Source organism: Pararoseomonas sp. SCSIO 73927 (assembly GCF_037040815.1).
In the GTDB taxonomy this organism is placed as follows: domain Bacteria; phylum Pseudomonadota; class Alphaproteobacteria; order Acetobacterales; family Acetobacteraceae; genus Roseomonas.
This window is the reverse complement of the sequence record NZ_CP146232.1, coordinates 5,041,869-5,065,222: the sequence shown is the minus strand read 5'-3', so window position 1 is coordinate 5,065,222 and position 23,354 is coordinate 5,041,869. Positions and strand designations below refer to the sequence as shown.

At 70.8% G+C, this 23,354-nt stretch carries 25 protein-coding genes and 1 tRNA gene; 16 read left to right on the top strand and 10 right to left on the bottom strand.

Annotated elements, in window-relative coordinates:
- Positions 1 to 27: 27 nt before the first annotated feature.
- Positions 28 to 969 (bottom strand): alpha-E domain-containing protein, encoded by a 942-nt coding sequence (locus VQH23_RS23980; protein ID WP_338663182.1) that lies wholly within the window; start codon positions 967 to 969, stop codon positions 28 to 30.
- A complete protein-coding gene (locus VQH23_RS23975; protein WP_338666155.1) occupies positions 969 to 2,498 on the bottom strand; it encodes a circularly permuted type 2 ATP-grasp protein in 1,530 nt (509 codons plus the stop codon). The genes VQH23_RS23980 and VQH23_RS23975 overlap by 1 nt, the downstream gene beginning before the upstream one ends.
- Before the next feature lie 209 nt (positions 2,499 to 2,707).
- Here VQH23_RS23975 and VQH23_RS23970 point away from each other — a divergent pair, with 209 nt between their 5' ends.
- Positions 2,708 to 2,839 carry a hypothetical protein gene (locus VQH23_RS23970; protein ID WP_338663181.1) on the top strand — a complete coding sequence of 44 codons (132 nt, stop codon included), beginning with the start codon at positions 2,708 to 2,710 and terminating at the stop codon, positions 2,837 to 2,839.
- Here the strand turns inward: VQH23_RS23970 and VQH23_RS23965 are convergent.
- Entirely contained in the window at positions 2,836 to 3,540 is a 705-nt protein-coding gene (locus VQH23_RS23965) for a DNA-3-methyladenine glycosylase 2 family protein (RefSeq protein ID WP_338663180.1), read from the bottom strand. The two genes, VQH23_RS23970 and VQH23_RS23965, sit on opposite strands and share 4 nt — an antisense overlap.
- Before the next feature lie 256 nt (positions 3,541 to 3,796).
- Here VQH23_RS23965 and VQH23_RS23960 point away from each other — a divergent pair, with 256 nt between their 5' ends.
- From VQH23_RS23960 to VQH23_RS23945, 4 genes are all read left to right on the top strand, one after another.
- On the top strand, positions 3,797 to 4,516 hold the full coding sequence (locus VQH23_RS23960; RefSeq protein ID WP_338663179.1) for a response regulator: 720 nt from the start codon (positions 3,797 to 3,799) through the stop codon (positions 4,514 to 4,516).
- Positions 4,517 to 4,529: 13 nt separating this feature from the next.
- Positions 4,530 to 5,876: an ATP-binding protein gene (locus VQH23_RS23955; protein ID WP_338663178.1), complete on the top strand. Its 1,347-nt coding sequence runs from the start codon at positions 4,530 to 4,532 to the stop codon at positions 5,874 to 5,876.
- A gap of 170 nt (positions 5,877 to 6,046) precedes the next feature.
- Complete coding sequence (locus VQH23_RS23950; RefSeq protein WP_338663177.1) at positions 6,047 to 6,592, top strand: hypothetical protein; 546 nt, start codon at positions 6,047 to 6,049, stop codon at positions 6,590 to 6,592.
- Positions 6,593 to 6,641: 49 nt separating this feature from the next.
- Positions 6,642 to 7,292 carry a hypothetical protein gene (locus VQH23_RS23945; protein ID WP_338663176.1) on the top strand — a complete coding sequence of 217 codons (651 nt, stop codon included), beginning with the start codon at positions 6,642 to 6,644 and terminating at the stop codon, positions 7,290 to 7,292.
- Between the two features lie 28 nt (positions 7,293 to 7,320).
- Here the strand turns inward: VQH23_RS23945 and VQH23_RS23940 are convergent, their stop codons facing one another.
- Complete coding sequence (locus tag VQH23_RS23940) at positions 7,321 to 9,063, bottom strand: class I poly(R)-hydroxyalkanoic acid synthase (protein ID WP_338666154.1); 1,743 nt, start codon at positions 9,061 to 9,063, stop codon at positions 7,321 to 7,323.
- Positions 9,064 to 9,829: 766 nt separating this feature from the next.
- Between VQH23_RS23940 and VQH23_RS23935 the strand changes: the two genes are divergently transcribed.
- From VQH23_RS23935 to VQH23_RS23905, 7 genes are all read left to right on the top strand, one after another.
- A complete protein-coding gene (locus VQH23_RS23935; RefSeq protein WP_338663175.1) occupies positions 9,830 to 10,336 on the top strand; it encodes a hypothetical protein in 507 nt (168 codons plus the stop codon).
- 46 nt (positions 10,337 to 10,382) lie between these two features.
- Positions 10,383 to 11,609 (top strand): LL-diaminopimelate aminotransferase, encoded by a 1,227-nt coding sequence (locus VQH23_RS23930; protein WP_338663174.1) that lies wholly within the window; start codon positions 10,383 to 10,385, stop codon positions 11,607 to 11,609.
- Positions 11,606 to 12,892 (top strand): homoserine dehydrogenase, encoded by a 1,287-nt coding sequence (locus VQH23_RS23925; protein WP_338663173.1) that lies wholly within the window; start codon positions 11,606 to 11,608, stop codon positions 12,890 to 12,892. The genes VQH23_RS23930 and VQH23_RS23925 overlap by 4 nt, the downstream gene beginning before the upstream one ends.
- Positions 12,889 to 13,896, top strand: coding sequence for a class II fructose-bisphosphatase (glpX, locus tag VQH23_RS23920; protein WP_338663172.1), 1,008 nt, complete (start codon positions 12,889 to 12,891; stop codon positions 13,894 to 13,896). The genes VQH23_RS23925 and glpX overlap by 4 nt, the downstream gene beginning before the upstream one ends.
- A gap of 7 nt (positions 13,897 to 13,903) precedes the next feature.
- Positions 13,904 to 15,697: a single-stranded-DNA-specific exonuclease RecJ gene (gene recJ / locus VQH23_RS23915; RefSeq protein WP_338663171.1), complete on the top strand. Its 1,794-nt coding sequence runs from the start codon at positions 13,904 to 13,906 to the stop codon at positions 15,695 to 15,697.
- A 148-nt stretch (positions 15,698 to 15,845) separates the two neighbouring features.
- On the top strand, positions 15,846 to 16,514 hold the full coding sequence (locus tag VQH23_RS23910; RefSeq protein WP_338663170.1) for a hypothetical protein: 669 nt from the start codon (positions 15,846 to 15,848) through the stop codon (positions 16,512 to 16,514).
- Positions 16,515 to 16,561: 47 nt separating this feature from the next.
- Positions 16,562 to 16,637, top strand: a tRNA-Glu gene (locus VQH23_RS23905).
- Between the two features lie 64 nt (positions 16,638 to 16,701).
- On the opposite strand, the gene VQH23_RS23900 is transcribed toward VQH23_RS23905, so the two are convergent.
- The 3 genes from VQH23_RS23900 to VQH23_RS23890 all read right to left on the bottom strand — a co-directional run bounded on the left by VQH23_RS23900 (position 16,702) and on the right by VQH23_RS23890 (position 18,096).
- Positions 16,702 to 17,280, bottom strand: a complete 579-nt coding sequence (locus VQH23_RS23900) for a hypothetical protein (protein WP_338663169.1) — start codon at positions 17,278 to 17,280, stop codon at positions 16,702 to 16,704.
- Positions 17,281 to 17,569: 289 nt separating this feature from the next.
- Entirely contained in the window at positions 17,570 to 17,836 is a 267-nt protein-coding gene (locus tag VQH23_RS23895) for a hypothetical protein (RefSeq protein WP_338663168.1), read from the bottom strand.
- The gene (locus tag VQH23_RS23890; protein WP_338663166.1) at positions 17,833 to 18,096 is read right to left on the bottom strand and encodes a hypothetical protein; all 264 of its coding nucleotides are present in this window, start codon (positions 18,094 to 18,096) and stop codon (positions 17,833 to 17,835) included. Before VQH23_RS23890 ends, VQH23_RS23895 begins: the two co-directional genes overlap by 4 nt.
- Before the next feature lie 159 nt (positions 18,097 to 18,255).
- Between VQH23_RS23890 and VQH23_RS23885 the strand changes: the two genes are divergently transcribed.
- The 4 genes from VQH23_RS23885 to VQH23_RS23870 all read left to right on the top strand — a co-directional run bounded on the left by VQH23_RS23885 (position 18,256) and on the right by VQH23_RS23870 (position 20,386).
- Positions 18,256 to 18,510, top strand: coding sequence for a helix-turn-helix transcriptional regulator (locus VQH23_RS23885; RefSeq protein WP_338663165.1), 255 nt, complete (start codon positions 18,256 to 18,258; stop codon positions 18,508 to 18,510).
- A 241-nt stretch (positions 18,511 to 18,751) separates the two neighbouring features.
- Entirely contained in the window at positions 18,752 to 19,498 is a 747-nt protein-coding gene (locus VQH23_RS23880) for a hypothetical protein (RefSeq protein WP_338663164.1), read from the top strand.
- A gap of 18 nt (positions 19,499 to 19,516) precedes the next feature.
- Complete coding sequence (locus VQH23_RS23875) at positions 19,517 to 19,978, top strand: peptidoglycan-binding domain-containing protein (RefSeq protein WP_338663163.1); 462 nt, start codon at positions 19,517 to 19,519, stop codon at positions 19,976 to 19,978.
- A 75-nt stretch (positions 19,979 to 20,053) separates the two neighbouring features.
- Complete coding sequence (locus VQH23_RS23870) at positions 20,054 to 20,386, top strand: hypothetical protein (protein WP_338663162.1); 333 nt, start codon at positions 20,054 to 20,056, stop codon at positions 20,384 to 20,386.
- A gap of 475 nt (positions 20,387 to 20,861) precedes the next feature.
- Here VQH23_RS23870 and VQH23_RS23865 read toward each other — a convergent pair whose 3' ends face one another.
- The 3 genes from VQH23_RS23865 to VQH23_RS23860 form a co-directional block, all read right to left on the bottom strand.
- Positions 20,862 to 21,101 (bottom strand): hypothetical protein, encoded by a 240-nt coding sequence (locus VQH23_RS23865; RefSeq protein WP_338663161.1) that lies wholly within the window; start codon positions 21,099 to 21,101, stop codon positions 20,862 to 20,864.
- 1,385 nt (positions 21,102 to 22,486) lie between these two features.
- Positions 22,487 to 22,732: a phage integrase central domain-containing protein gene (locus tag VQH23_RS26650; protein ID WP_408904256.1), complete on the bottom strand. Its 246-nt coding sequence runs from the start codon at positions 22,730 to 22,732 to the stop codon at positions 22,487 to 22,489.
- Positions 22,623 to 23,060 (bottom strand): Arm DNA-binding domain-containing protein, encoded by a 438-nt coding sequence (locus VQH23_RS23860; RefSeq protein WP_338663160.1) that lies wholly within the window; start codon positions 23,058 to 23,060, stop codon positions 22,623 to 22,625. Before VQH23_RS23860 ends, VQH23_RS26650 begins: the two co-directional genes overlap by 110 nt.
- Between the last annotated feature and the right edge of the window lie 294 nt (positions 23,061 to 23,354).

Sequence of the window (23,354 nt, the reverse complement as noted above, 5' to 3'; positions counted from 1 at the left end):
CTCGGTGGCGGGGCGGCCCGGCGCGGGTCAGCCGTTCAGGAAGCACTTCCCGATGGAGACGCCAAGGCGGCCATTCCCCTCGATGATCTCCGCGAGGATGGCGGAGAGGCCGCCATCCATGAGGTACGCGGTGCTGTGCGCCACGCAGCGGCCGCGCAGCGCGGCGGCGAGGCGGCGGCAGGCCACGCGGTCCTCCCCCTCATGCATGGCGAGCACGCCGAGGATGTCGTTCACCTCCTCGTAGCAGGCAGTGACGGAGCGCGGGTGCTCCGGGCGCATCAGCAGCAGCTCCACCACGCGGGCGGGACGCAGGCGTTCCCGGAACAGGTGCTGGTAGGCGCGGAGCGCTGAGACGGAGCGGAGGAGGCCCTGCCACTGGGCGTGGTTCTCCGTGTTCTCCTCCGCGCCCACGGCGAAGGCGGCCTGGCGGGCGGCCAGCAGGCGCGCGGTGTTGTCCGCGCGCTCCAGCATCGTGCCGAGGCGGGCGAAGCGCCAGGCGTCGTCGCGCAGCATCGTGTCCATGGCGGCGCCGTTGAACAGGACGGTGCGGGCGATGACCCAGTCGTTGAAGGCCATGAGGCGGTCGCCGTCCGCGTGGCTGGGGTCCAGCTTGCGAAGGTCGATCCAGGTGTCGTTCACCGCCTCCCACATGTCCACGGTGAGGGCGGTGCGGACGGCGCGGGCATTGCGGCGCGCGGCCTCAAAGCATGTGGCGACGGAGGAGGGATTGAGGGTGTCCAGCGTCAGCCAGCGGGCGGCCTGGGCGGGGGTGGGATCGCCGTAGAGCTGTCGGTAGTGCTCGGCGGTGCCGGTGGCGCGGAGGATGCCGTCCCACTCCTCGGCCTCCGTGCCGCGGGGGGCGGCGAGGGAGGCCATGCGGAGGGTGGCGTTGAGGCCGCGGGCGACATTGCCCGCGCGCTCCATGTAGCGGCCCAGCCAGAAGAGGCTGTCGGCAGTGCGTGCGAGCATCAGTCCTTCTTCCCGCCGAAGTCCATCTTGCCCATGGTCATGTTTCCCATGGTCATCTGGCCGAGGGTCTGGGTCATGCCCCCCATGCTCTGGGTCATGCCTTCCGCGCCCATCGACTGGGACATGGGGGGCGGGTCGCCCTCCAGCACCCAGGTGTCCTTCGTGCCGCCGCCCTGGGAGGAGTTCACCACCAGCGAGCCCTCCCGCAGGGCCACGCGGGTGAGGCCGCCGGGGACGATGCGGACCTGGTTCTTCCCGAACAGGACGAAGGGGCGGAGATCGACGTGGCGCGGGGCCATGCCGCCCTCGCAGAGGGTGGGCACGGTGGAGAGCGCCAGGGTGGGCTGGGCGATGTAGTCGGCGGGCTTCTCGCGGATCCGGGCGGCGAAGTCGGCGCGCTGCTCCGCGGTGCTGTGCGGGCCGACCAGCATGCCGTAGCCGCCGGAGCCGCGGGCGAGCTTCACGACGAGGTCGCCGAGATGGTCGAGGACGTAGGCGCGGTCCTCCTCCCGCTCGCACATATAGGTCGGCACGTTCTGCAGGATCGGCTCCTCGGTGAGGTAGAAGCGGATCATGGCGGGAACGAAGGGGTAGACGGCCTTGTCGTCCGCGATGCCGGCACCGGGGGCGTTGGCGAGGGTGACACGACCGGCGCGGTAGGCGCGCATCAGGCCGGGGACGCCGAGGGCGGAATCCGGCCGGAAGGCCTGCGGGTCCAGGAACTCGTCGTCGATCCGGCGGTAGATCACGTCCACGCGGCGCGGGCCGGCGGTGGTGCGCATGAACACCGTGTCGTCGCGCACGAAGAGGTCGGCGCCCTCCACCAGCTCCACGCCCATCTCGTCCGCGAGGAAGGAGTGCTCGTAGTAGGCGGAGTTAAAGGGGCCCGGGGTCATGACGACCACGGTGGGGTCGCCCTGGCAGGCCGGCGGGGCGAGGGACTTCAGCGTCTCCAGGAGCTCTTCCGGGTAATGGGAGACCGGCGCGATGCGGTGGGCGGCGCAGAGGTTCGGGAGGAGGCGCATCATCGCCTCCCGGTTCTCCAGCATGTAGGAGACGCCGGACGGCACGCGGCAGTTGTCCTCCAGCACGTAGAAGGCGTCCGGGCCGGTGCGGACGAGGTCGATGCCGGAGATGACGGTGTAGACGCCGCCGGGGGGCGTGAAGCCCTCCATCACGGCGCGGTAGCCCTCGTTCTTCAGGACCAGCTCGGCGGGGACTAGGCCCTCCTTCAGGATGCGCTGCGGGCCGTAGACATCGGCCAGGAAGGCGTTGAGGGCGCGGACGCGCTGCTCCAGGCCGCGGTGCAGGCTGTCCCACTCGCCCCGGGCCAGGATTCGGGGGATGACGTCGAAGGGGATCAGCCGCTCGGGGTCGCCGCCCTCTGTATAGACCGCGAAGGTGACGCCGATGCGGCGGAACAGCACCTCGGCCTCGCGCCGCTTCGCTTCCAGCGCGCCGCCGCCCGCACCGTCCAGATAGCGGGCGATACCCGTGTAGGCGGGACGGATCGCGCCCCCGTCATTCATCTCGTCGAAGGCCGGCACCCTGTCCTCCGTATGTGCAGCCGGAACGGGCTACAGCGTCCATTGTTGCAGCAAGCCGCGTGCCGGAGGAGGGGGGGCGGGCGCAACGGCGCATGGCGGGGGTGATGCGTGGAGGACACGGCGGGGGTGGGAGAGGGAGGCGGGGCGACTCTCCACTTGCCCCGTCTGTTCTTGTTTTGTTCATTGTCGGCATGCGCTACCTTCACGCGGCGACGCGCCCCATCATCCCCAACGACGCGGTCCGCGAGGCCATGCTGGCCTTCGTGATGGCCTTCCCGGCGCTCTGGGCGCTGGGGGAGGCGGCGGTGGCGCTGGGCCTCTAGCCGTCATCCTCCGGGTCCGCGCCGGGGCGGCCGGTGGCGTGGCGCCAGTGGTGCCAGAGCAGGCGGGCGGCGAGGGAGCGGTAGGGGCGCCACTCCCCCGCGATGGCCGTGAGGGCGCGCGGGGAGGGGCGTTCAGGCAGGCCGCGCAGGTGGGCGAGGGAGGCGGCGAGGGCGAGGTCGCCTTCCGGGAAGATGTCCGGCCGGTCCTCCGCGAAGAGGAGATGGACGGCGGCGGTCCAGCGGCCGAGGCCGCGCACGGCGCAGAGATGGGCGACAGCCTCCTCGTCCGGCATGGCGGGCAGCAGGTCCAGGCGGAGCTCGCCCGCGAGGATGGCGGCGGCGAGGCTGCGGGCATGGGCGGCCTTCGGGCGGGAGAGGCCGGCGGTGCCGCAGAGGGCGGCGTCGTCCAGCGCGAGCAGGCCGGCCGGTTCCAGCGCGCCGGGCAGGGCGCGGAGGCGGGCCCAGATGGCGCCGGCGGCGCGGTTGCTGATCTGCTGGCCGCAGATGGCGCGCAGCAGCCCGGGGAAGCCGGGCGCGCGGCGTCGCCAGGGCAGGGGGCCGCAGCGGGCGACGATCCCGTACAGGGCGGGATCGGCGTCGGCGAGGGCCGCTAGGCCCGCCTCGGCCCAGGGTGGTGGAGGGGCTAGCAAGGGAGGTGGCGCTGGCTGGGGCACCGGGTCCGGCGCCGTCTGGGTGTTCATGGGAGAGGGGAGTGGAACGGCGGCGGGGGGCGCGACAAGAGGGGGGATGCGACCGCACCCGCCGCCGTTTCCGCGGCGCCGCCCCGAGGATTTGGGGGGAAGGGAGGCGCCGACGCCCCCTAATTGGTCCGCCTGCGGCCCTGATCCAAGGCGTGATGACGGGCTGGTGAAACGGCGGGCAACGCAAAGCCGTTCCGACATGGATTGTAACAACCGGCCGCGCGACACCGGCCGCGTCCGCGCTATGTAACAGGCCATGGAACCCGCCCCGCACATCCTGGTGGTCGATGACGACCGCGAGATCCGCGAGCTTCTGGCCCGCTTCCTCGAGAAGCAGGGGTTCCGCGTGACAACCGCCCGGGAGGCGCGGGAGGCGCGGCGGGCCTGGCCGCTGGGGCGCTACCACATCGTCATCCTGGACCTGATGATGCCGGGCGAGTCCGGGCTGGACTTCGCGCGCTGGCTGCGCGGGCAGTCCGACGTGCCGATCGTCATGCTGACGGCGATGGGGGAGGAGACGGACCGGATCGTGGGGCTGGAGCTCGGCGCGGACGACTACGTGGCCAAGCCGTTCAACCCGCGGGAGCTGCTGGCGCGGATTCGCGCCGTGATGCGGCGCGCGCACGGGGAGGGGGCGCGGCGCGACCCGCTGCCCTCCGCCATTCGCTTCGGCGGCTGGGTGCTGGAGCCGCAGCGGCGGCGGCTGCTGAACCCGGATGGCGTGGAGGTCTCCCTCACCGGTGGCGAGTACGAGCTGCTGACGGTGCTGGTGGAACGGCCGAACCGCGTGCTGACGCGGGACATGCTGATGGACCTGCTGCGCGGGCGGCAGGCCGGGCCCTTCGACCGGGCGATCGACGTCGCCGTGTCGCGCCTTCGGCGCAAGCTGGAGGATGACGGGCGCAATCCCAGCCTGATCAAGACCGTGAGGGGCGGCGGCTACGTGCTGGCGGCCGATGTGGAACGCGCGGCGTAATGCGCTTCCTCTCGTGACGGCGCTGATCCGGCGCGTGCTGCCGCGCACCCTCGCGGCGCGCACGGCGCTGTTCCTGCTGGTGGCGCTGATGGCGGTGCAGGCGGCGGGGCTGACGATCCACGCGCTGGACCGCGTGGACCTGCAGCGCGCGGCGATGGAGCGCGAGGTTTCCTCCCGCGTGTTCGGGCTCTGGCGCGCGCTGGTGCTGGCGCTGCCCGAGCGCCGGGGAACGCTGATCGCCGATATCGACCTGCCGCAGGGGCTCGAGGCCTCGCTGGAGGAACGGCCCAACGTGCGGCTGGGCATGCCGCCCGCGCCGCCGCCCGTGCTGCGGATGGTGCGGCCGGAGATCCTGATGGGCGCGCCGCCGCGCCTGCGCCCGCGCGAGATCCAGGCGGGGATGGGCTTCGGCACGCTGCATATCGCGATGATGCTGCCCGACGGCTCGGCCTGGCTGAACATGGCCATCCATGCGCCGCCGCTGCGGCCGTGGCATTCCGAGACCTTCCTCGTCGCCTTCCTGCTGATGACGGGGGCGGCGGCCTCATTGATCATCTGGGCGGTGCGGCGGCTGACATCGCCGGTGCGGGACTTGGCCCGGGCGGCGAACGCGCTGGGTCGCGACGTGAACGCGCCGCCGATGCCGGAGGACGGGCCGCTGGAGGTGGCCACCGCCGCCCACGCCTTCAATACGATGGCGGAGCGCATCCGGCGCTTCGTGGGGGACCGCACCCAGATGCTGGCGGCGATCGGGCACGACCTGCGGACGCCGATCACCCGGCTGAAGCTGCGCGCCGAGTTCATGGACGACGACGAGCAGCGGGCGAAGATGCTGGCGGACCTGGAGGAGATGGAGGCGATGGTAAACGCCACCCTCGCCTTCGCGCGCGACGACGCGGCGGCGGAGCCGTCGGTGCCGCTGGACCTGGCGGCGCTGTGCCGCACCGTGCTGGACGAGGCGGCGGATGCGCGGCCGGACGTGGACGCGGACGCCTTCGCCTATGACGGGCCGGAGCGGCTGACGGTGCGCGGGCGGCCGATCGCGCTGAAGCGGGCCCTGGCGAACTTGGTGACGAACGCGGCGAACTACGGCGGCGTCGCGCGAATCGTGCTGGAACCGCCGCGGAACGGAAGCATCCTGATGTTGGTGGAGGATGACGGGCCCGGCATCCCGGCGGAGAGCCAGGAGGCGGTATTCCAGCCCTTCCGGCGGCTGGAGGTGAGCCGGAACCGGGAGACGGGCGGGGTAGGGCTCGGCCTGCCGATCGCGCGGAACATCCTGCGCGCCCATGGCGGCGACGTGACGCTGCGGAACCGGCCGGGCGGGGGGCTCTCCGCCGCGGTGGTGCTGCCGGCCTGAGGGCTCCGCGGTCGGGCGGTGTTCCCTCGCGGCGTGTTCTCCTGGGGGCAGTATTCCGTCGGGCGGCGTTCCGTTGCACGGAAAACGCCGGGTGGCCCGCGCCGTTAAGGCAGGAAGCGGGCGCGGGCCGGGCGATTCCGTCCGGACGCGACCCGTGCCGGGAAAGACCGATGCGGAACGCTGCCCTCGCCATCCTCCTCGTGCTCGCGGGCTGCGCGGCCGGGGATGACACCATCCCGCCCGTGCCGCCCCTGGCCGGGCAAGGAACGCGCGGCCCGGCCTTCAACGCGATCGAGGGCGCGGCCGAGGCCTTCGGCAACCCCGCCGCCCTGGCTGGCCGCCCCGCCGAGGCCGCCGTGGCGGTGAGCCGGCTGGAATGGGAGGCCTGGGCGATCCCGCGGGAGCGCAGCTTCTACACCTTCAGCGCCATCACCGCCCCGTCCCTGACCGCGGCGCGCTACGAGGTAAGGCAGGCCCTGGGCATCGCGCAGGACGCCCGGCCCGAGGTTGTGATCGCCGCCATGGAGGGGGCGGCGACGGCCCTGGCCTCGGGCGACCGGGCGGCGGCCCGCGGCGCCCTGCCGGCCCCGGCCTTCGCGCCGGACACGCTGGAGCGGCTGGCGAGCCTGCCGCGGCTACCGCAGGCGAACCAGGCGACGCGGCGGGCGCAGCGGGACATCGAGTTCGGCCGGGACCAGGACCGGGAGGAGCGGTGACGGCTCCTCCCGTGACGGGAGCGGCCGGGACGGGCATCCTGTGCGGCGCATGAGCCCGAATCCTCCTGTCTCCCGTCGCGCCCTGGCCGCCCTGCTCCTCCTGGGGGGCCTTGGGGCCTGCGAGGAGCTGCGCCGGCCGAAGCTGGGCTGGCCCGTCCCGGCCGGGCTGCTGCCGCCGGACCAGGAGCCGGGCCGCGCCGCGATCGCCGCGCTCGCCCGCGACATGCAGGGGGTCAATGTGGGGCTGCGGGACCAGCCCGTGCGGGTGGCGCGGGCCGCGGCGCTGCTGGAGTGGCTGGCGGTGGAGCTGAACGGCAGCCCGCGCTGGGCGCCGGTGCCGGGAGAGGCGAAGGCGGCGATCGGCCAGGCGCGGGACGAGATGCGGGGCGCGCTGGGGGCGGACCCGCTGGCGGCCTCGCCGCAGCTGGCGGCCGCGCTGGCGGGGGCGGCGCGGGCCCTGGCGGCCGGGAATCGCGGGGGGGCGGCCGCGGCGCTGCGCCCCAACCTGTTCCCGCGCGGGGGGGAGGCGGCCCTGGCGCGGCTCCTCGATCCCGGGCCGCTGCCGCAGGGCGAGATCGCGGCCGGGGCGCTGGCCGAGGCCGTGCGCAGCCTCGACGAGCGGAGCGGCTGGCAGGCCGACTTCGACACTCCCGTGCCGCCGGACCGCGGCGGCCGGGGGCCGACCCCCTTCGGGATCTGAGGGCCGGGATCCCCGTTTAGGGCGGGGGTCAGTCTCCCGCCATCACCTTCACGTAGCTGCCGGGCGCGTCCTCCAGCGCCGGGAGCCCGCCGGCACCGGGCTGGCGCGCGGGCACGGTGGCGCGGTCCTGCGCCAGGATCCAGCGCTGCCAGTCCGGCCACCAGGAGCCGGCGAACTCGGTGGCGTGCTCGAACCACTCGGCGGGCTCGGCGGGAGCGTCGCCAGTGCCGACCCAGTGGCTGTACTTGCCGCTGTCCGGCGGGTTCACCACGCCGGCTATGTGGCCGGAGGCGGCGAGGACGAAGCGGACGGGGCCGGAGAAGATCCCGGTGGCCTTGTAGCTGCTCTTCCAGGGCGCGATGTGGTCTTCCCGCGTGGCCAGGATGTAGGCCGGCAGGCGGATGTCGCGCAGGTCCAGCGCCTCCCCGTCCAGCTCGATGGCGCCAGGCTTCACCAGGTCGTTCTGCTGATACATGCGGCGCAGGTAGAAGCTGTGCATCCTCGCCGGCATGCGCGTGGAATCGCCGTTCCAGAAGAGCAGGTCGAAGGGGAAGGGTTCCTGCCCCAGCAGGTAGTTCTGCACGACAAAGGACCAGATGAGGTCGTTGGCGCGGAGCATGTTGAAGGTGTCGGCCATCTCCGAGCCCTCGAGGAAGCCGCGCTTGCTCATCTTCGCCTCGATGGCCTGGAGCTGCTCCTCGTCGATGAAGACGCCGAGCTCGCCGGCCTCCTCGAAGTCCAGCATCGTCGTGAAGAAGGTGGCGGAGGCGATGCGGTCGTCGTTCCGCTTCGCCATGTGCGCGAGGGTGGAGGCGAGCAGCGTGCCGCCGAGGCAGTAGCCGATGGCGTTCACCTGCCGCTCGTCGGTGGCCTTCTCGATCGCCTCCAGCGCGGCGTAGGGACCGAGGCGCATGTAGTCCTCGAAGCCCATCTCCGCGAGGTTCTCGTCCGGGTTCACCCAGGAGCAGACGAAGACGGTGTGGCCCTGGGAGACGGCCCAGCGGACGAAGGAGTTCTTCGGGCGCAGGTCCAGGATGTAGAACTTGTTGATCCAGGGCGGCAGCAGGAGCAGCGGGCGCTTCAGCGCCGTCTCCGTTGTGGGCGTGTACTGGATCAGCTCCATCAAGGCATTGCGGTACACGACCTTGCCGGGGGTGACGGCGATGTTCTCCCCGATCCTGAACTTGCTCTCGTCCGTCATGTTGATGCGGAGCCTGCCGTGCCCGCGCTCCAGGTCGGAGAGCAGGTTGGAGAGGCCCTTGAGCAGGTTCTCGCCGCCGGTCTCCGCCGTTTTCCGCAGCACCTCGGGATTGGTGAGCCAGAAGTTGCTCGGGCTCATCGCGTCCGTGAACTGGCGCGTGTAGAAATCCACCTTCTGCGCCGTCTTCGGGTTCAGCCCCTCCGCCCCGTGCACCACGTTCGTCACGTAGCGGGAGGAGAGCAGGTAGGACTGCTTGATGAAGTCGAAGACCTCGTTCTCGCGCCAGGCGTCGTCCTTGAAGCGCTTGTCGCCGCGGCGCTCCGTGATGACCGGCTGCACCTCGCCGCCGAGCATGCGGCGGGCGGTGTTCTGCCAGAGGGTGAGATAGTCCTGCCAGAAACCGATCCCGGCCTGCACGACGCTGGCGGGGTTGGTCATCAGGCGCGCCGTCATCTCCATGAAGGCGTTGCCGATGTTCAGCGGGTCCGGGCTGGGCGGGGCATCGGCCTCCCCCTGGCGGCGCAGGAACTCGCGGACGATGCGCTGCCCGCGCTCCGCCACGTCGGCCATGGTGCGGCCGACGAGGGCGGGGTCGGGCAAGCGGAAGGGGGGCGCCTCGGCGGGGCCGGGCGCCTGGGGGGCACCGGCCGGGGAGGGGGCGCCTGGCGGGGGCGCCGCGGGCGGCTTCTCCGCCGCGGCGGGCGGAGGCTGTGCTGGGGCGGCCGGTTCCGCGGCGGCCCCCGAGGCCGTTGGGGTGGATTCGGCCGGTGGCGCCGGCTCGGGCACCGGGACGACCGGCGTTGGGGCTTTCGCCGGGGGTGTTGCGGTCGGTTGTGCGGCGAGGCTGGCCGGCGAGGGCTCGGGCTCCGCGCGCACGGCGATGGCGGGGGCACCGGTCCCGGCCTCCGGCGGCGCGGCGATGCCGGGCTGCAGGAGGGAGGCGGCGGTACCAAGCGCCGTGCCGGATTCCAGGGCGCGGCGCGTGGCCGAGCCTCCCTTGCGGGGGGGCTTCGGCGGCGCCGGCGGGCTGCCCTCGTCCGGGCCGCCGAGCGCCTCGGCCCCGGACCGTGCCACCTCGGCTGGGGTCCGGCCGCTCCGACGCTTCTCGCTCATCTCTGCGCTCCTCTCCCGCCGGGTCCTCGCGCCCTGTCACCGGGGCGCGGCGTCCCTTCCGTGGCTTCCGCCGGTCGCCATTCTCAGGCAAACCCCCCGGGGAGAGGAGCGTGCGATGCGAGAGCAGGCCATGCCGTCCCGGCCGGATCCGATCCGGTACAGGGAAGCTAGGGACCGGGACGGAGGAGGACAAGCGCGCCTCCCCCTCGCGCGTGCATCCCTCGTGCTCGGCGCAACCCTCGCGCTCGCGGGATGCGTGGGATCGCCGGGGGAAAGCCCCTTCGAGTTCTACCGGCAGATCACGGGCGAGGCACTGGAGGGGCGGCCCATGCCGCCGGGGCTGGACCAGGCCCGGCCGAACCTCGGCAGCGTGCCGGGGCGGCCGGATCGCGGGCCGGCGAGCCAGCGGGCGGAGCTCTCGGCCCTGCTGGCGGCGAACCGGGCCGCGGCGGCAAACCCGCCGACGCCCGGCGCGCCGATCCCGGAGCGCCCGGCGACCGAGGGGCTGGCCGCCGTGCCCGCCGCGCCGCCCGCGCCGCCGCGGCTGGTGCCCGCGCCGCCGATCGGGGCAGGGCCGGCCACCCTGCTGCTGCCCGGCGGGGAGGCGCAGGCCGTGCCGGAGATCGCGCCCGAGGCGCCGGCCGGGCCGCCGCCGGAGATGACGGCGCCGCCGCCGCCCGATCTCTCGGCCACGCCGAGCTTTCCGCCGATCGCGCCTCGCGGGCTCTGACCGCCGACGCTATCCTGTCATCAGACGAACGCCGAGCACCCGTGACATGACCGACGAGTTCCACCGCATCCGCCGCCTGCCGCCCTACGTCTTCGCCGAGGTGAACTCGGCGAAGGCGAAGGCGCGGGCAGCGGCAGAGGACGTGGTGGACCTCGGCATGGGAAACCCGGACAGCCCGACGCCGCCGCATATCGTGGCGAAGCTGATCGAGGCGGTGCAGGATCCGCGCACGCATCGCTACTCCGCTTCCAAGGGAATCCCCGGCCTGCGGAAGGCGCACGCCGCCTACTACGCCCGCCGCTTCGGGGTGAAGCTGGACCCGGAGACGGAGGTGATCGCGACGCTCGGCTCCAAGGAGGGGCTGGCGAACCTGGCGCAGGCCATCGCCTCGCCGGGCGATACGATCCTGGTGCCGAACCCGTCCTACCCGATCCACCAGTTCGGCTTCCTGATTGCCGGGGCCAGCGTGCGGTCCATCCCCTACACGCCGGATGACGAGATGCTGCGCGCGATCGACCGCGCGGTGCGGCACTCCGTGCCGAAGCCGACGGCGGTGATCGTCAATTTCCCCAGCAACCCGACGGCGCTGACGGCCCCGATCGAGTTCTACCGCGAGCTGGTGGCCTTCTGCCGCAAGCACGAGATCTACATTCTCTCCGACCTCGCCTATGCGGAGCTGTACTACGGCGACACGCCGCCGCCCTCCGTGCTGGAGGTGGAGGGCGCGAAGGAGGTGGCGGTGGAGTTCACCTCCATGTCCAAGACCTACAACATGCCGGGCTGGCGCATGGGCTTTGCGGTGGGGAACCCGAAGCTGATCGCGGCGCTGACGCGGGTGAAGTCCTACCTCGACTACGGCGCCTTCACGCCGATCCAGGTCGCGGCGACGGCGGCGCTGAACGGGCCGCAGGACTGCATCGAGGACATGCGCAAGCTCTACAGGGAGCGGCGGGACCTGCTGGTGAAGGGGCTGCATCAGGCGGGGTGGGACGTGCCCTCGCCGGATGCGTCCATGTTCCTCTGGGCGCCGATCCCCGAGCGGTTCAAGCACCTGGGCAGCGTGGAGTTCTCCAAGCTGCTGCTGGCCCGGGCCAAGGTGGCGGTGGCGCCGGGGGTGGGCTTCGGCGAGCACGGGGACGACCATGTCCGCATCGCGCTGGTGGAGAACAACCATCGCATCCGGCAGGCGCTGCGCGGTATCAGGACCTTCCTGCAGGGCGACAACGCCGCCCCGCACATGGATGAGCACAAAGAGGACGCCGTTCGCGCATGACCCGCCCGCTTGCTGTTGGCGTCGCCGGGCTCGGCACGGTGGGCGCGGGGGTGCTCGGCCTGCTGCGCCAGAACGCGGAGATCGTGTCCGCGCGCGCCGGGCGCGGCATTGCCGTGACGGCGGTCTCCTCGCGGGACAGAACGCGGGACCGGGGAATTAGCCTTGAGGGGCTGCGCTGGTATGACGATCCCACCGCGCTGGCGAACGACCCGGCCATCGACGTGGTGGTGGAGACAATCGGCGGCAGCGAGGGGCCGGCGCGCGCGCTGATCGGGGCGGCGCTGGCGGCGGGGAAGCCGGTGGTGACCGCGAACAAGGCGCTGCTGGCGGTGCACGGGGCGGAGCTGGCGGAGGTGGCCACGAAGTCCGGTGCGCCGCTGGCCTTCGAGGCGGCGGTGGCGGGCGGCATCCCCGCGATCAAGGCAATCCGCGAAGGGCTGGCGGGGAACCGCATCACCCGCGTGACCGGCATCCTCAACGGCACCTGCAACTACATCCTGACCCAGATGCGCGAGCGCGGGCGGGAGTTCGCGGAGGCGCTGAGCGAGGCGCAGAAGCTCGGCTACGCCGAGGCGGACCCGACCTTCGACGTGGACGGGATCGACGCCGCGCACAAGCTGGCGATCCTGGCGGCGCTGGCATTCGGGCGGCCGGTGGACTTCGACGCGGTGCATGTGGAGGGGATCCGGCAGGTCTCCGCGCTGGATATCCGCCTGGCGGAGGAGCTGGGCTACCGGATCAAGCTGCTGGGTATCGCCTCCTGCTCCGAGAGCGGGGTGGAGACGCGGGTGCATCCCTGCATGGTGCCGGCCTCCCACCCCGTGGCGACCGTGGACGGCGTGTTCAACGCCGTGGTTGCGGAGGGCGACCATGTCGGGCGCGTGGTGCTGGTGGGGCGCGGCGCCGGGGCGGGGCCGACGGCCTCCGCCGTGGTGTCGGACCTGATCGACATCGCGCGCGGGCGGCACACGCCGGTCTGGGGGGCGGAGTCCTTCTCCGCGACGCCCTCGATCGGGATGGAGCGGCATTCCGGCGCCTACTACCTGCGGCTGATGGTGGTGGACCGTCCCGGCGTGATCGCGGACGTGACGGGCGCGCTGCGCGACGCCGGGATCAGCCTGGAATCCATGCTGCAGCGCGGACGCGCGCCCGGGGAGGCGGTGCCCGTCGTCCTCACCACCCATGACGCGCGCGAGGGCGCGATGCGCGAGGCGATCGCCCGCATCTCCGCCCTCGACGCCGTACTTGAATCTCCTGCCCTTATCCGGATCGAAAGCCCATGAGCTCCACCCGCGCCGCCATCAACCCGGATGCTCCCCTGCAGAGCGACCGCAACCTGGCGCTGGAGCTGGTGCGCGTGACGGAGGCGGCGGCCATCGCCTCCTCCCGCTGGATCGGGCGGGGCGACAAGAACGCGGCGGACGGCGCCGCGGTGGACGCCATGCGCCGCGCCTTCGACAGCGTGGCGATCACCGGGACCGTGGTGATCGGCGAGGGCGAGATGGACGAGGCGCCGATGCTCTACATCGGCGAGAAGGTGGGCGCCGGCGGGCCGGAGGTGGACATCGCGGTGGACCCGCTGGAGGGCACCTCCATCTGCGCGCGCGGGATGCCGAACGCGATCGCGACGCTGGCGGTGGCGGAGAAGGGCGGGTTCCTTCACGCGCCGGACATCTACATGGACAAGATCGCGGTGGGCCCCGGCCTGCCGGACGGGGTGGTGCACATCGACGCCAGCCCGAAGGAGAACCTGCGGAACCTGGCGCAGGCGAAGAAGTCCGCGATCGAGGACCTGGTGGTCTGCACGCTGGACCGCGACCGCCACAAGGACATCATCCGCGCCTGCCGCGAGGCCGGGGCGCGCATCATGCTGATCCCCGACGGCGACGTGGCGGGCGTGGTGGCCTGTTCCCAGCCCGAGGCCGGGGTGGACATCTACCTGGGCTGGGGCGGCGCGCCGGAGGGCGTGCTGGCGGCGGCGGCGCTGCGCTGCATCGGCGGGCAGATGCAGGGGCGGTTGATCTACGAGGACGAGACGCAGCGCGAGCGGGCGAAGTCCATGGGCATCACGGACCCTGACAAGATCTTCACGGTCGAGGAGATGGCGAAGGGGGACGTGATGTTCTCCGCGACCGGCGTCACGTCGGGGGCCATGCTTCGGGGCGTGCGGCGCACGGCAGCCGCCGCGGTGACGCACTCCATCGTCATGCGCAGCAAGACGGGGACGGTGCGCTACGTGGAGGGGCACCACAACTTTATGGTCAAGCCGAACACCTATCTTGCCTGATGGATCGATGACGGACGCGCTCGCCACGGGAGCGCCGGGAGAGGCCGTCCTCGGCGTTTCGCGCAGCGCGACCGGCCGCCGCTGGGTGTGGCGGGAGGGCGATGAGCGCACCGGGCTGGCGATCGCCCAGCGGCTGGAGTTGCCGGAGATCGTGGGGCGGTTGCTGGCGGCCCGCGGGATCGGCGTGGAGGCGGCGGCGGACTTCCTGGAGCCGCGGCTGCGCGCGCTGCTGCCCGACCCATCCTGCATGCGGGACATGGACGCGGCCGCCGCACGCCTCGCCCAGGCGGTGCTGTCCGGAGAGAGGGTCGCGATCTTTGCCGACTACGATGCGGACGGGGCCTGTGCCGGGGCGCTGATGCTGCGCGTGCTGCGAGACCTCGGCGTGCCCGCCACCCACTACGTTCCCGACCGCATCAGGGAGGGCTACGGGCCCAACGCGCCGGCCATCGCGGCGCTGTGCGACGCGGGGGCGCGGCTGATCGTCTGCGTGGATTGCGGGATCGCGGCGCATCAGGCGCTGGAGGCGGCGCGCGGACGGGCGGACGTGGTGGTGCTGGACCACCACAAGGCGGAGGGGCCGGCGCCGGCGATCCTGGCCACGGTGAACCCCAACCGGCTGGACTGCGATTCCGGGCTGCGCGGGCTCTGCGCCGCCGGGGTGTGCTTCATGGCGGCGGTGGCGCTGCACCGGGCCCTGCGGAAGGCCGGCTTCTTCGAGGGGCGGGCCGAGCCTCCGCTGCTCGAGCTGCTGGACCTGGTGGCGACGGCGACCGTGTGCGACGTGATGCCGCTGACCGGGCTGAACCGGGCGCTGGTGGCCCAGGGGCTGCGCGTGATGGCGCGGCGCGGGCGGCCGGGGATCGCGGCGTTGCTGGAGGTGGCGGGGGTGAAGGACGCGCCCACGGCCTACTCCCTCGGCTTCGGGATCGGGCCGCGGCTCAACGCTTCCGGCCGGATCGGGGAGAGCGACCTGGCGCTGCGGCTGCTGGCGGAGGAGGACGCGCTGGAGGCCCGCGCCAAGGCGGAGAGCCTGGATGCGACCAACCGGCGGCGCCAGGAGGTGGAGGCGGGGGTGCTCGCTTCCGCCCTCGCCATGGCGGAGATGCAGGCGTCCGAGGGGCGGCCGGTGCTCCTCATCACCGGGGAGGGGTGGCATCCCGGCGTGGTCGGGATCGTCGCCGGGCGGGTGAAGGAGCGGTTCAACCGGCCGTCCCTCGTCGCGGGGGTGGCGGAGGGGCTGGCCAAGGGTTCGGGCCGTTCGGTGCCCGGGCTGGACCTGGGGGCCGCGATCATCGCGGCGCGGCAGGCCGGGCTGCTGGAGACGGGTGGCGGGCACGCGATGGCGGCCGGCTTTTCCTTCCGGGCGGAGCGGCTGGACGCCGTGCGGGCCTTCCTGGAGGAGCGGCTGGCGCAGGCGGCGGAGCTGCCGGATTCGGTCGCGCTGGTGGTGGAGGGGACGATCTCCGTCGCCGCCGCAGGCACGGCGCTGGCGGAGCAGGTGGCGCGGCTGGCGCCCTTCGGCACAGGGAATGAGGAGCCGCTCTTCGCCGTGCGCCGCGCGCGGGTGGTGCGGGCGGACCGAGTGGGGAAGGAGGGCGGGACCATCCGCCTGTTCCTGGAAGGGGAGGGGGGCGGGCGGCTCAAGGCCGTGTGCTTCCGGGCGAAGGAGGGGCCGCTGGCCGACCTCCTTCTCAAATCTCGCGGGGTGCCGCTGCACCTCTGCGGCGCGCTGCGGGCGGAGAGCTGGAACGGCGAGGTCTCGGCCTGCCTGCACGTGCAGGACGCGGCGCCGGCCTGACCTGCCCCGTCCGGGACGCTCCCGGGTTGTGCGGCGCCGCGGGGGCCCTTAACTGGCCGCGCGAGGTTCCCGGGGCGGCCCGGCGGACCCGCCCCTGCGCGCCCGACAACGCGGAGCTCCCATGCGCCCCTGCCGCTTTCTCCTTCCCTTGCTGCTCCTGGCCGGCTGCGGCAGCGACTACTCCGCCGACACCTACTCGACCCGGGCGGTGCAGCAGGCGAATCCGGTGCAGCAGGGCGTGATCATCGGCGCGCGGGAGGTGCAGATCTCGGCCGACGGCACGGCAGGGGCCGCAGTGGGCGCGGCGGCCGGCGGCATCGTCGGCGGTTCAACGCCGGGCAGCAGCATTACCTCCGCCCTGGCCGGGGTCGGGGGCGGGCTCGTCGGCGGGATTTTCGGCTCGGCGACGGAGCGCGTGATCAACGACAACCGGGCGACCGAGTACATCGTGCGCAGGACCAACGGAGAGCTGGTGAACGTGACCCAGCGGGACGTGCCGCCGTTGCCGGTTGGGCAGAAGGTGCTGGTGATCGCGGGCGCACAGGCGCGGATCGTGCCGGACTACACGGTGCCGGATGCCGCCGCCGCGCCGGCCACGGCGGGGCAGCAGGCGCCGGCGCGGGTGGAGGGGCCGGTGCGCGCCGAGCTGCCGGGGGCCGGCGGGGCTGCCGGCCCGCCGCCGGGCAACCCCGTGCCGCCCGCCGAGGCGCCGACCCGCACGGAGCTTCCCCCGGCCGTGCCCGCGCCTGCGAGCGCGGACGCCCCGCCCTCCCCGCGGGTGCCGCTTGTGCCGCCAGAGGCGCCGCTCGCGCTCTAGGGGTGCTGGACGGGGAGGGCGGGGCGTTGTAGTGACCCGCCGCGCCTGTCCCCTTCGTCTAGAGGCCTAGGACACCGCCCTTTCACGGCGGCGACACGGGTTCGAATCCCGTAGGGGACGCCAAGTACCGTTGATGCTGCTGGGGTTTCTGGTCAGTTCGGGCCAGCACCCCACAATCACCCCACACCTATCTTCGAACATCGGCGGACGATGCGGCTTCCCGCTCGCACTCCGCCCAGTCCACCTCGCCCATGCCGTTGTCCTGGAACCAGGGGTGATTGGCCCAGGTCTCGAAGCCTGCTGGCGGGGGAACATCTTCGTCAGCCAGCTCGGCCGCAGCCGCCAGATCTCGCCGCGAGGCCTCCTCGATGAGGGGGCGCACCGTCGCCATAGGCAGGTGCGCCAGCAAGGCCACGACCAGTTCCGTCTGCACTCCAGCCAGGGATGCCAAAGAGCACGGGCCCGGAAAGTCGTGGGCGTGCCGGATCGTCCCGGTGGTCGGATGGGTCACCCTGTCCGCACCCGACCTGTCACCCTGGGTGACGGTTTTCGGCAACCTGCGGACGATGCTGGGGCGGAGAGTGTCACCCTCCAGGGGCGATCGGCCGGCGCGGGCGAGTGCCGCGTTCGATGCGGCGACATCGACGAGTTTTCCAGCAAACACGAGGTATCCGCGGTCGCGCCACTCGTAGATCGGCTTCCGGGACACCCCGTGGAGGCGCGCATATGCGGCCGGCGTGGCTGTCGTCAGGGCGTTACCTGTCACCCTCTTTTCAGGTTTGCAGCTACGGAGGAGACGCGCTCGGGAATGCCCCGCATCCGGGGGAGGGGGCCTGAAGGGACCCGCATTGGGGGGTTACCCCCCTCTCTCCCTCGGGGTCTGGGGGCAGGCCTCTCGACCCACCCCCTGCCCGGTCGCGCCGTGGCACTCCTCCCAGACCCCTCCGTGATGACGGGGCACCCCGGCGCGCAGCTCGTCGTCGGGCCGGGCCGATCGGCTAAACCTCAGGCCAGGGACACGGCGCCAGTAGCTCGTCGGCGCGCGCCTGCCCCAGTCAGCCATGGTGCGTGCCCACCGCCGGAGAGAATTCCGCCACCACCCCGCGCCGCCCGTGTGGGTCCGTCATGGTGTGGGCTCGGATCACCTTCTCCAACAGCCGGCGCGCGGCCGTGAGGCGATGCTGCTCAGCGGCGGTATAGCCGGCCGCCTTGGCCTGGCGCGCTGCGCGGATCTCGGCCTCGATCAGCACAACCCACACCTCGCGCCGGTAGCTGGCGGCGCGCGTCTCGTAGTACCGTGGGTGAGGGCGAAGAGACCTCATGCGCGGCCTCCCCGCTGGGCAGCACGCGCGGCAGCGAGGATCTCGGGGGTCAGCGGCGCGCGGGGCTTGGCCGCGGGCAACTCCACCTCCCCCAGCAGGTCGCGCAGCAGGCTCCATGCCACCAGCACATCCCCGTTCCGGTTAAGATGGATGAGGCCTAGCGCGCGATCACCGCCGGCGAGCCAATCGGCCACCGCCTCGGCCTTTCTTCTCAGGCCTTCAGGGGTTCTGGCCGGCAGCGCGGCGGCGCAGGCCAGCAATCCTTATATGGGCGTGAGTAGCCATAGTCGCGTTGCCTCCAGCATCGCGGTTGCGGTCAGGCTGGATGACGGGCTCCAACCCCCGCCATCTGGCCGCTTTGCCCTTTCAGGCTGCCCGTATTCCGCATAGAATGTGCGACATCGTCAGTAGGATTTCGCATGACAGATGCGATTTTGCCTGCTCAGAGCCGGGCGGCGCGGGGGCTGCTGGATTGGTCGCGGGAGAAGCTGGCCGAGACAGGCGGCGTGCCTGCGCGGACCGTTGCCGATTTCGAACTGGGCAACACCACACCCCGTGCGAGCACGACGGCGAAGCTGATGGGCGCTCTCGAGGCCGCCGGCATCGAGTTTATCGCGGAGAACGGGGGCGGGGCTGGTGTTCGGCTTCGCAAGTCGACGAACGGCATGTTTTGAGGAGGCAGTCACGTTCCTTCGCAAAAGTGGGCGGCGGTACGCCATTCTCCTGCTCCTCTTGGATGAGGAGGAGGTTTAGACCTTGCTGTCCCACACGATGTCTCGTTCATAAAACGAATTCTTGCAGCCAAGTTCTGGGTAATCCTATGCTCGTCTGCTGCTGTAAAGTTTGGAGCTGTCGATCGGGATGATGGACAGCGGGCGTGGCAGCCCTTGAAGATTATGCCGGGGGTGTTTTCCGATGGGAACCATGCTTGGACCAAGCTTCACCCGCTGCTTTGCCCCAAGCTTCGGTGTATCGCGAGATACAGCCAAGCTCTTCGGGCTGATTGCCGAAACAACCATCGGCGGATTTTACTTGAAGGATCGGGGCAAGCCCTTTTTCTTCCCAGTCACCGACCAGGATTTCGGCGATTTTACTGCTGGCTTCGCCAATGTTACGCTATATACTGCCTTTCTTAAGATGAAGAACCCTCATCTTCGTCTTAGCCAGCTGTTGGACATGCGCCGCAAGCTGGGCGGCGACGAAAGCGGCTCACTTTTCAAGGTGCCGGATTTGGTCACTGATAATGGTGCCATTCGGCAGTTTTATGAGATTAAACCGAACTCGGCTACAGGTTTGAGGGACGGTGACGAGAAACTGGCTAATCTTAGCGCCTTCTGCGATTTCTTCAAGGTCAGTTACAAACCTGGCACAGCTTGGTCTCCGGATAAGCGGCTCTTGCTCTACGATGGAGTCATTGAGGCAGTTGAGCTGCGGGTGAAGGTGTTCTTCCACTTCTTCCGCGTCCAGCCAGGTTTAATCGTTTACGAATTGTGCATCGAAGCGGGCATTGCGATCGAAGATATAGTTGCAAAGATCATAGTGGGCGTCGTGGTGCTGGCCATCATATTTGGACCAGAGATCCTAGCTGGCGTCGCAGCCGCAGGCGAGACAATCGGCCCGCTTATCCCTGCCGGGGGTTTGATCCCCGTGCTGGCGCGATAGATCCGAGAGGAGGACATCATGCCTGCCATCCGTCTTCCCAGCGCCTCTGTCGGTCAGGGCGGCATCAATCGCCCTGCTGACGTACGGTTGGTGCAATGGCTGCTGAATGCTTGGCTGCGACCGCGCGGTGATACCGTGCTGAAGCTGGACGGGCTGATCGGTCCGCGTACTATTGGTGCCATCCGTGCTTTTCAGCAGACGCGCTCTGGAGCTGTGGACGGCCGCGTGGACCCCGGCGGACCGTCCATGTGCGCCCTAGTCAGGGAGCACTTCGCCGCGTTAAGGGGAGCTATGCCTGTTTATCCGTCGCAGAATGCAATGCGAGCGGACATCACCCCTGTATCAGCCGACGTGTTGCATAGCGACTTGTTGCAGATCTTCGCCGCAAGCGAGGCATATCTTAGCCGCAGCCGTCAGGCTGCACCGAGCCTGTCGAAACCTAACCCGTCTACGCCCCCTCCTAACGGACAAGTAGCCTGAGAAGGGTGTGAGGGGAGGGCGGCGAGCTACGCCGAAGCTAGGTGGGGTAGGGGTGAGGCGGCAGGAAGCGCAGAAATGATAGGCAGCTGGACCGACTGGCGCCGCTTCCCGGATCCCCGCTGTGGCGAGTTGCTGACGGCGCCCTTCGGTCCCGGTGTCTACGATCTCCGCCGGCGTGACACTCTACAGCCGGTCCTCTTCGGCATCGGCAGCAACGTCTGCGCCCGGATGGCGTCCCTGCTTCCTGAGCCGCTGGGGTGTAAGGGGCGGAACAACAGCAGCAAGCGCGCCTTCGTGCTGGAGCACCTGGGCGTCATCGAGTACCGCACGATGGCATGCGAGACGAGAGCTCAGGCTGGCGAGGTGGAGCGGGCGCTGCCCCGGCAAGATTACCTGTTCGGGACTTAGGGCGGGCTGCCTTCAGACGTCGAGGTTATCGGGGCAAACAGCGGCGGGCGAGGGAGAGGTCGAGGTAGACTGGTGCCAAACCGCAACTCTGCTAGCGTAACGGAATGAAGATCCTACTTCTCACAGCCTTCACCATAATCTTGAGCGCACGGGCGCTCGCGCAACCGGTCCCTGTCCCGTCCGATCCCCGCGCGAAGTACGAGGCGTTGTCGATTACCCGGAAGCCCAACGGCCTGGTCGAGGTGTTGACGAGGCGCGATGGACCGTCGGGAACGTCATTTTCGATCCGCGAGATCGACTGCAGAGCCAATCAGTTCCGCTACCTCGGTGAAGGGGACACTCGGGCTGAGGCAGAGCGACGCTCCAAGCGGGACACGATGGGCCCGCTAACTGAACAATCCATCTCGACGTACATCTCGCAATTTGCCTGCCGCAACGCACGCTGACCTGCTCTGTCCCGAGTGTCCGGCTGCCATCAATGATCTGACGTGCCGCGGTGCCGGAGCCGCTCCAGCCGCTCCAGGCACTTTCTGCAGGTCACCTCATGGTGCGGCGGTTCCTCCCATCCCGACCCGTTGCCAGGCTCTTCGGCGCAGAGGGCGGGCCGGCAGTACGGCGTGACGGCGTGGTAGACGCGCTCGCGCCCAGGCACCGGCCGACCAGCCTTGCGGAGGGCGACGAACGTCCGGTCTGCCAGGGTGATGATGTTCAGCATCTCCGGATGAACGCAGCCAGGGGCTTCACGGCGGCGAGCTGCGCCGGGGGGGGGCGCCTTTATCTCAGCCAGTGCGGGGTTTCGCGGCTGTAAGCACGGCGACAAGGGACGCAGCTGCGGCTGGAAGAGGTGGCCCAGGCGGCTGGCGGTTTTGGGTGGTGAAGGTGGGCCGTACTCAATCACCCCCAGCCATCGCCCGTGCCAGCCCTAGCAGCCGCTTCCGCTCCTCTCGATTGAGCAGGTCCCACCGGCGGAACAGCTCGGCCCGATCAGCGCGGTCGTCAACAATTAGCCTGAGAGCTACCAGTGCTGCTCCGGCGGCTTGATTGTCCAACAGCTCACGATCCTCAGGCACTTTCCCCACTCCCGCCGAACTACATCCGGCGCGGTCTGTGGCGAGCAAGGGTGGCCGAACTGCGGCACCAACTAAGGCAGGGACAGGCGCTGGCGGACGAGCTCCCTGTCCGACCTGTCCGACCACCGCCCAGCAGGTCGGACAGCGATCTAGCTCCGAAAAATAAGGCTCGTCCGACCTGTCCGACTTGTCCGACCCGAAATCCGCACCCTGGAGTGAAAACGATGTTTCCCCACTCGCCAGTTCGGGCAAGTGGGTCAGCCCTCACCCCGGATCGGGACCACCTCAGCGCCTCCAGCAGCCGGAACACAGAAGCCGCTCCATGCCGTCATCAGGGGCCGGCGCTGCTCCAACATGTCGGACCCGCGGTAGGCAGCCCGGACGCTGTTGTCGTCCTCATGGGCCAGCGCCTTCTCTGCGGCCTCTCCTTCGGCAGGGCGCGTCTCGTCCACCCAGCTACGGAAGGACCGACGGAAGCCGTGAGGGGTGGCGCCGCAGCCATCCACGTCCGGCAAGGGAGGGGGGCGCCCTTAGGGGCGTCCTTGTTCATCCGCCGGATGGATGCACCCAGGGCGGCGTCGCTGAGCGCCAGGCCGGTAGGGGAGGTGAAGACCAGGGCGTCGCCCTTGAGCGCTGCCTGAGATGCCAGCTTGTCCGGTCCCTCCACCTTGCCGGTGACGTGCACGGCCGCGGCGGCGAGCACGGTCAGCATGGCGTCCGTCATGGGTACGCGGTGAGGAGGCATGGCCTTGGCCCTGCCCCCTTTCATGCGCTGGGCGGGGATTGTCCAGTTGAGGGTGGCGAAGTCGAGCTCGGGCCAGCGGGCGTGGCGCACCTCGGCCGAGCGGACGGCGGTCAGTACAGCGAAGCGAAGGGCGAGAGGAGGCGTGCCCTCCATGACCTCCACCCGGCGGAGAAAAGCCGGCACCCGCTGCCAGGGGAGGGACGGCTGGCGTTGCTCGGGCGGCTGCTTTGGGAGGGCCTTCGTCAGTCGGAGGACGCGCCCGGTAGCTGGGTTGTCCGTGGAACGTCACTTAAGGGCCGTGGCGTAGTCCAGCACGGAGGCGATGCGCCGCTGCAGCTTGCGGGCTGTAGCGGGTTGGGCGGTCCATACGGATGTGAGGGCCTGGACGACGTGATCCCGGGTCACGTCACCGATCCGCAGGTCACCGAGCACTGGGTAGGCGTGCTTGTCGAGGGTTGAGGCGCCAGCTCGCCAGGGCCTTGCCGCTGGTCCAGCCGGGCTTCTGCGCCTCCACCAAGCGTTCCGCCACACCCCGGAAGGTGCGTGCCTGCCGCTCGTCCTCCAGAGCCCTCCTCGCCGCCTTGGCGCGGTCGGTGGTCTCGCGCTGGCCAATGGGGTCGGTGCCCTTCTCGACCTGGACAGCAGCAGCTCTAGCCTTCTGCCGGGCCTCTTTCAGCCCGACGGCAGGATAGGCACCCAGCCCCATGTCCGGACGTCGGCCGGCCAGCATGAATCGAAACAGCCAGGCCCGGCCTCCACCAGGGCGCACCTCCAGCAGCAGCCCGTCTCCGTTGGAGAGGCGGTAGACCCTCTCCCTGGGCTTGGCATTGGCAACGGCGCGCTCGGTCAGGTTAGGCACCGGGCCTCCGTGTCGGGCGGACGCACAACCGACTCACCCCCACAATCACCCCCATAATGCGACAGCGACGGGGGCGGGGACAAGCGGACGGCCATGGGCAGTGGGGAGGTAAGCAACTGTTCTAACGCAAGGGTTCTGGTACGCCAGCGCACGCCCCTGAACGGCGGTCATGATCCCGTAGGGGACGCCATCCGTCTCAAGGCGCCGGCCGGTGGCCGATCGGCCAACTGGCGGACAGGGCGAGGCATCTTTCCACGGTTGGTACGAACGTCCTTCGGGCCGGGACTTCCGGCA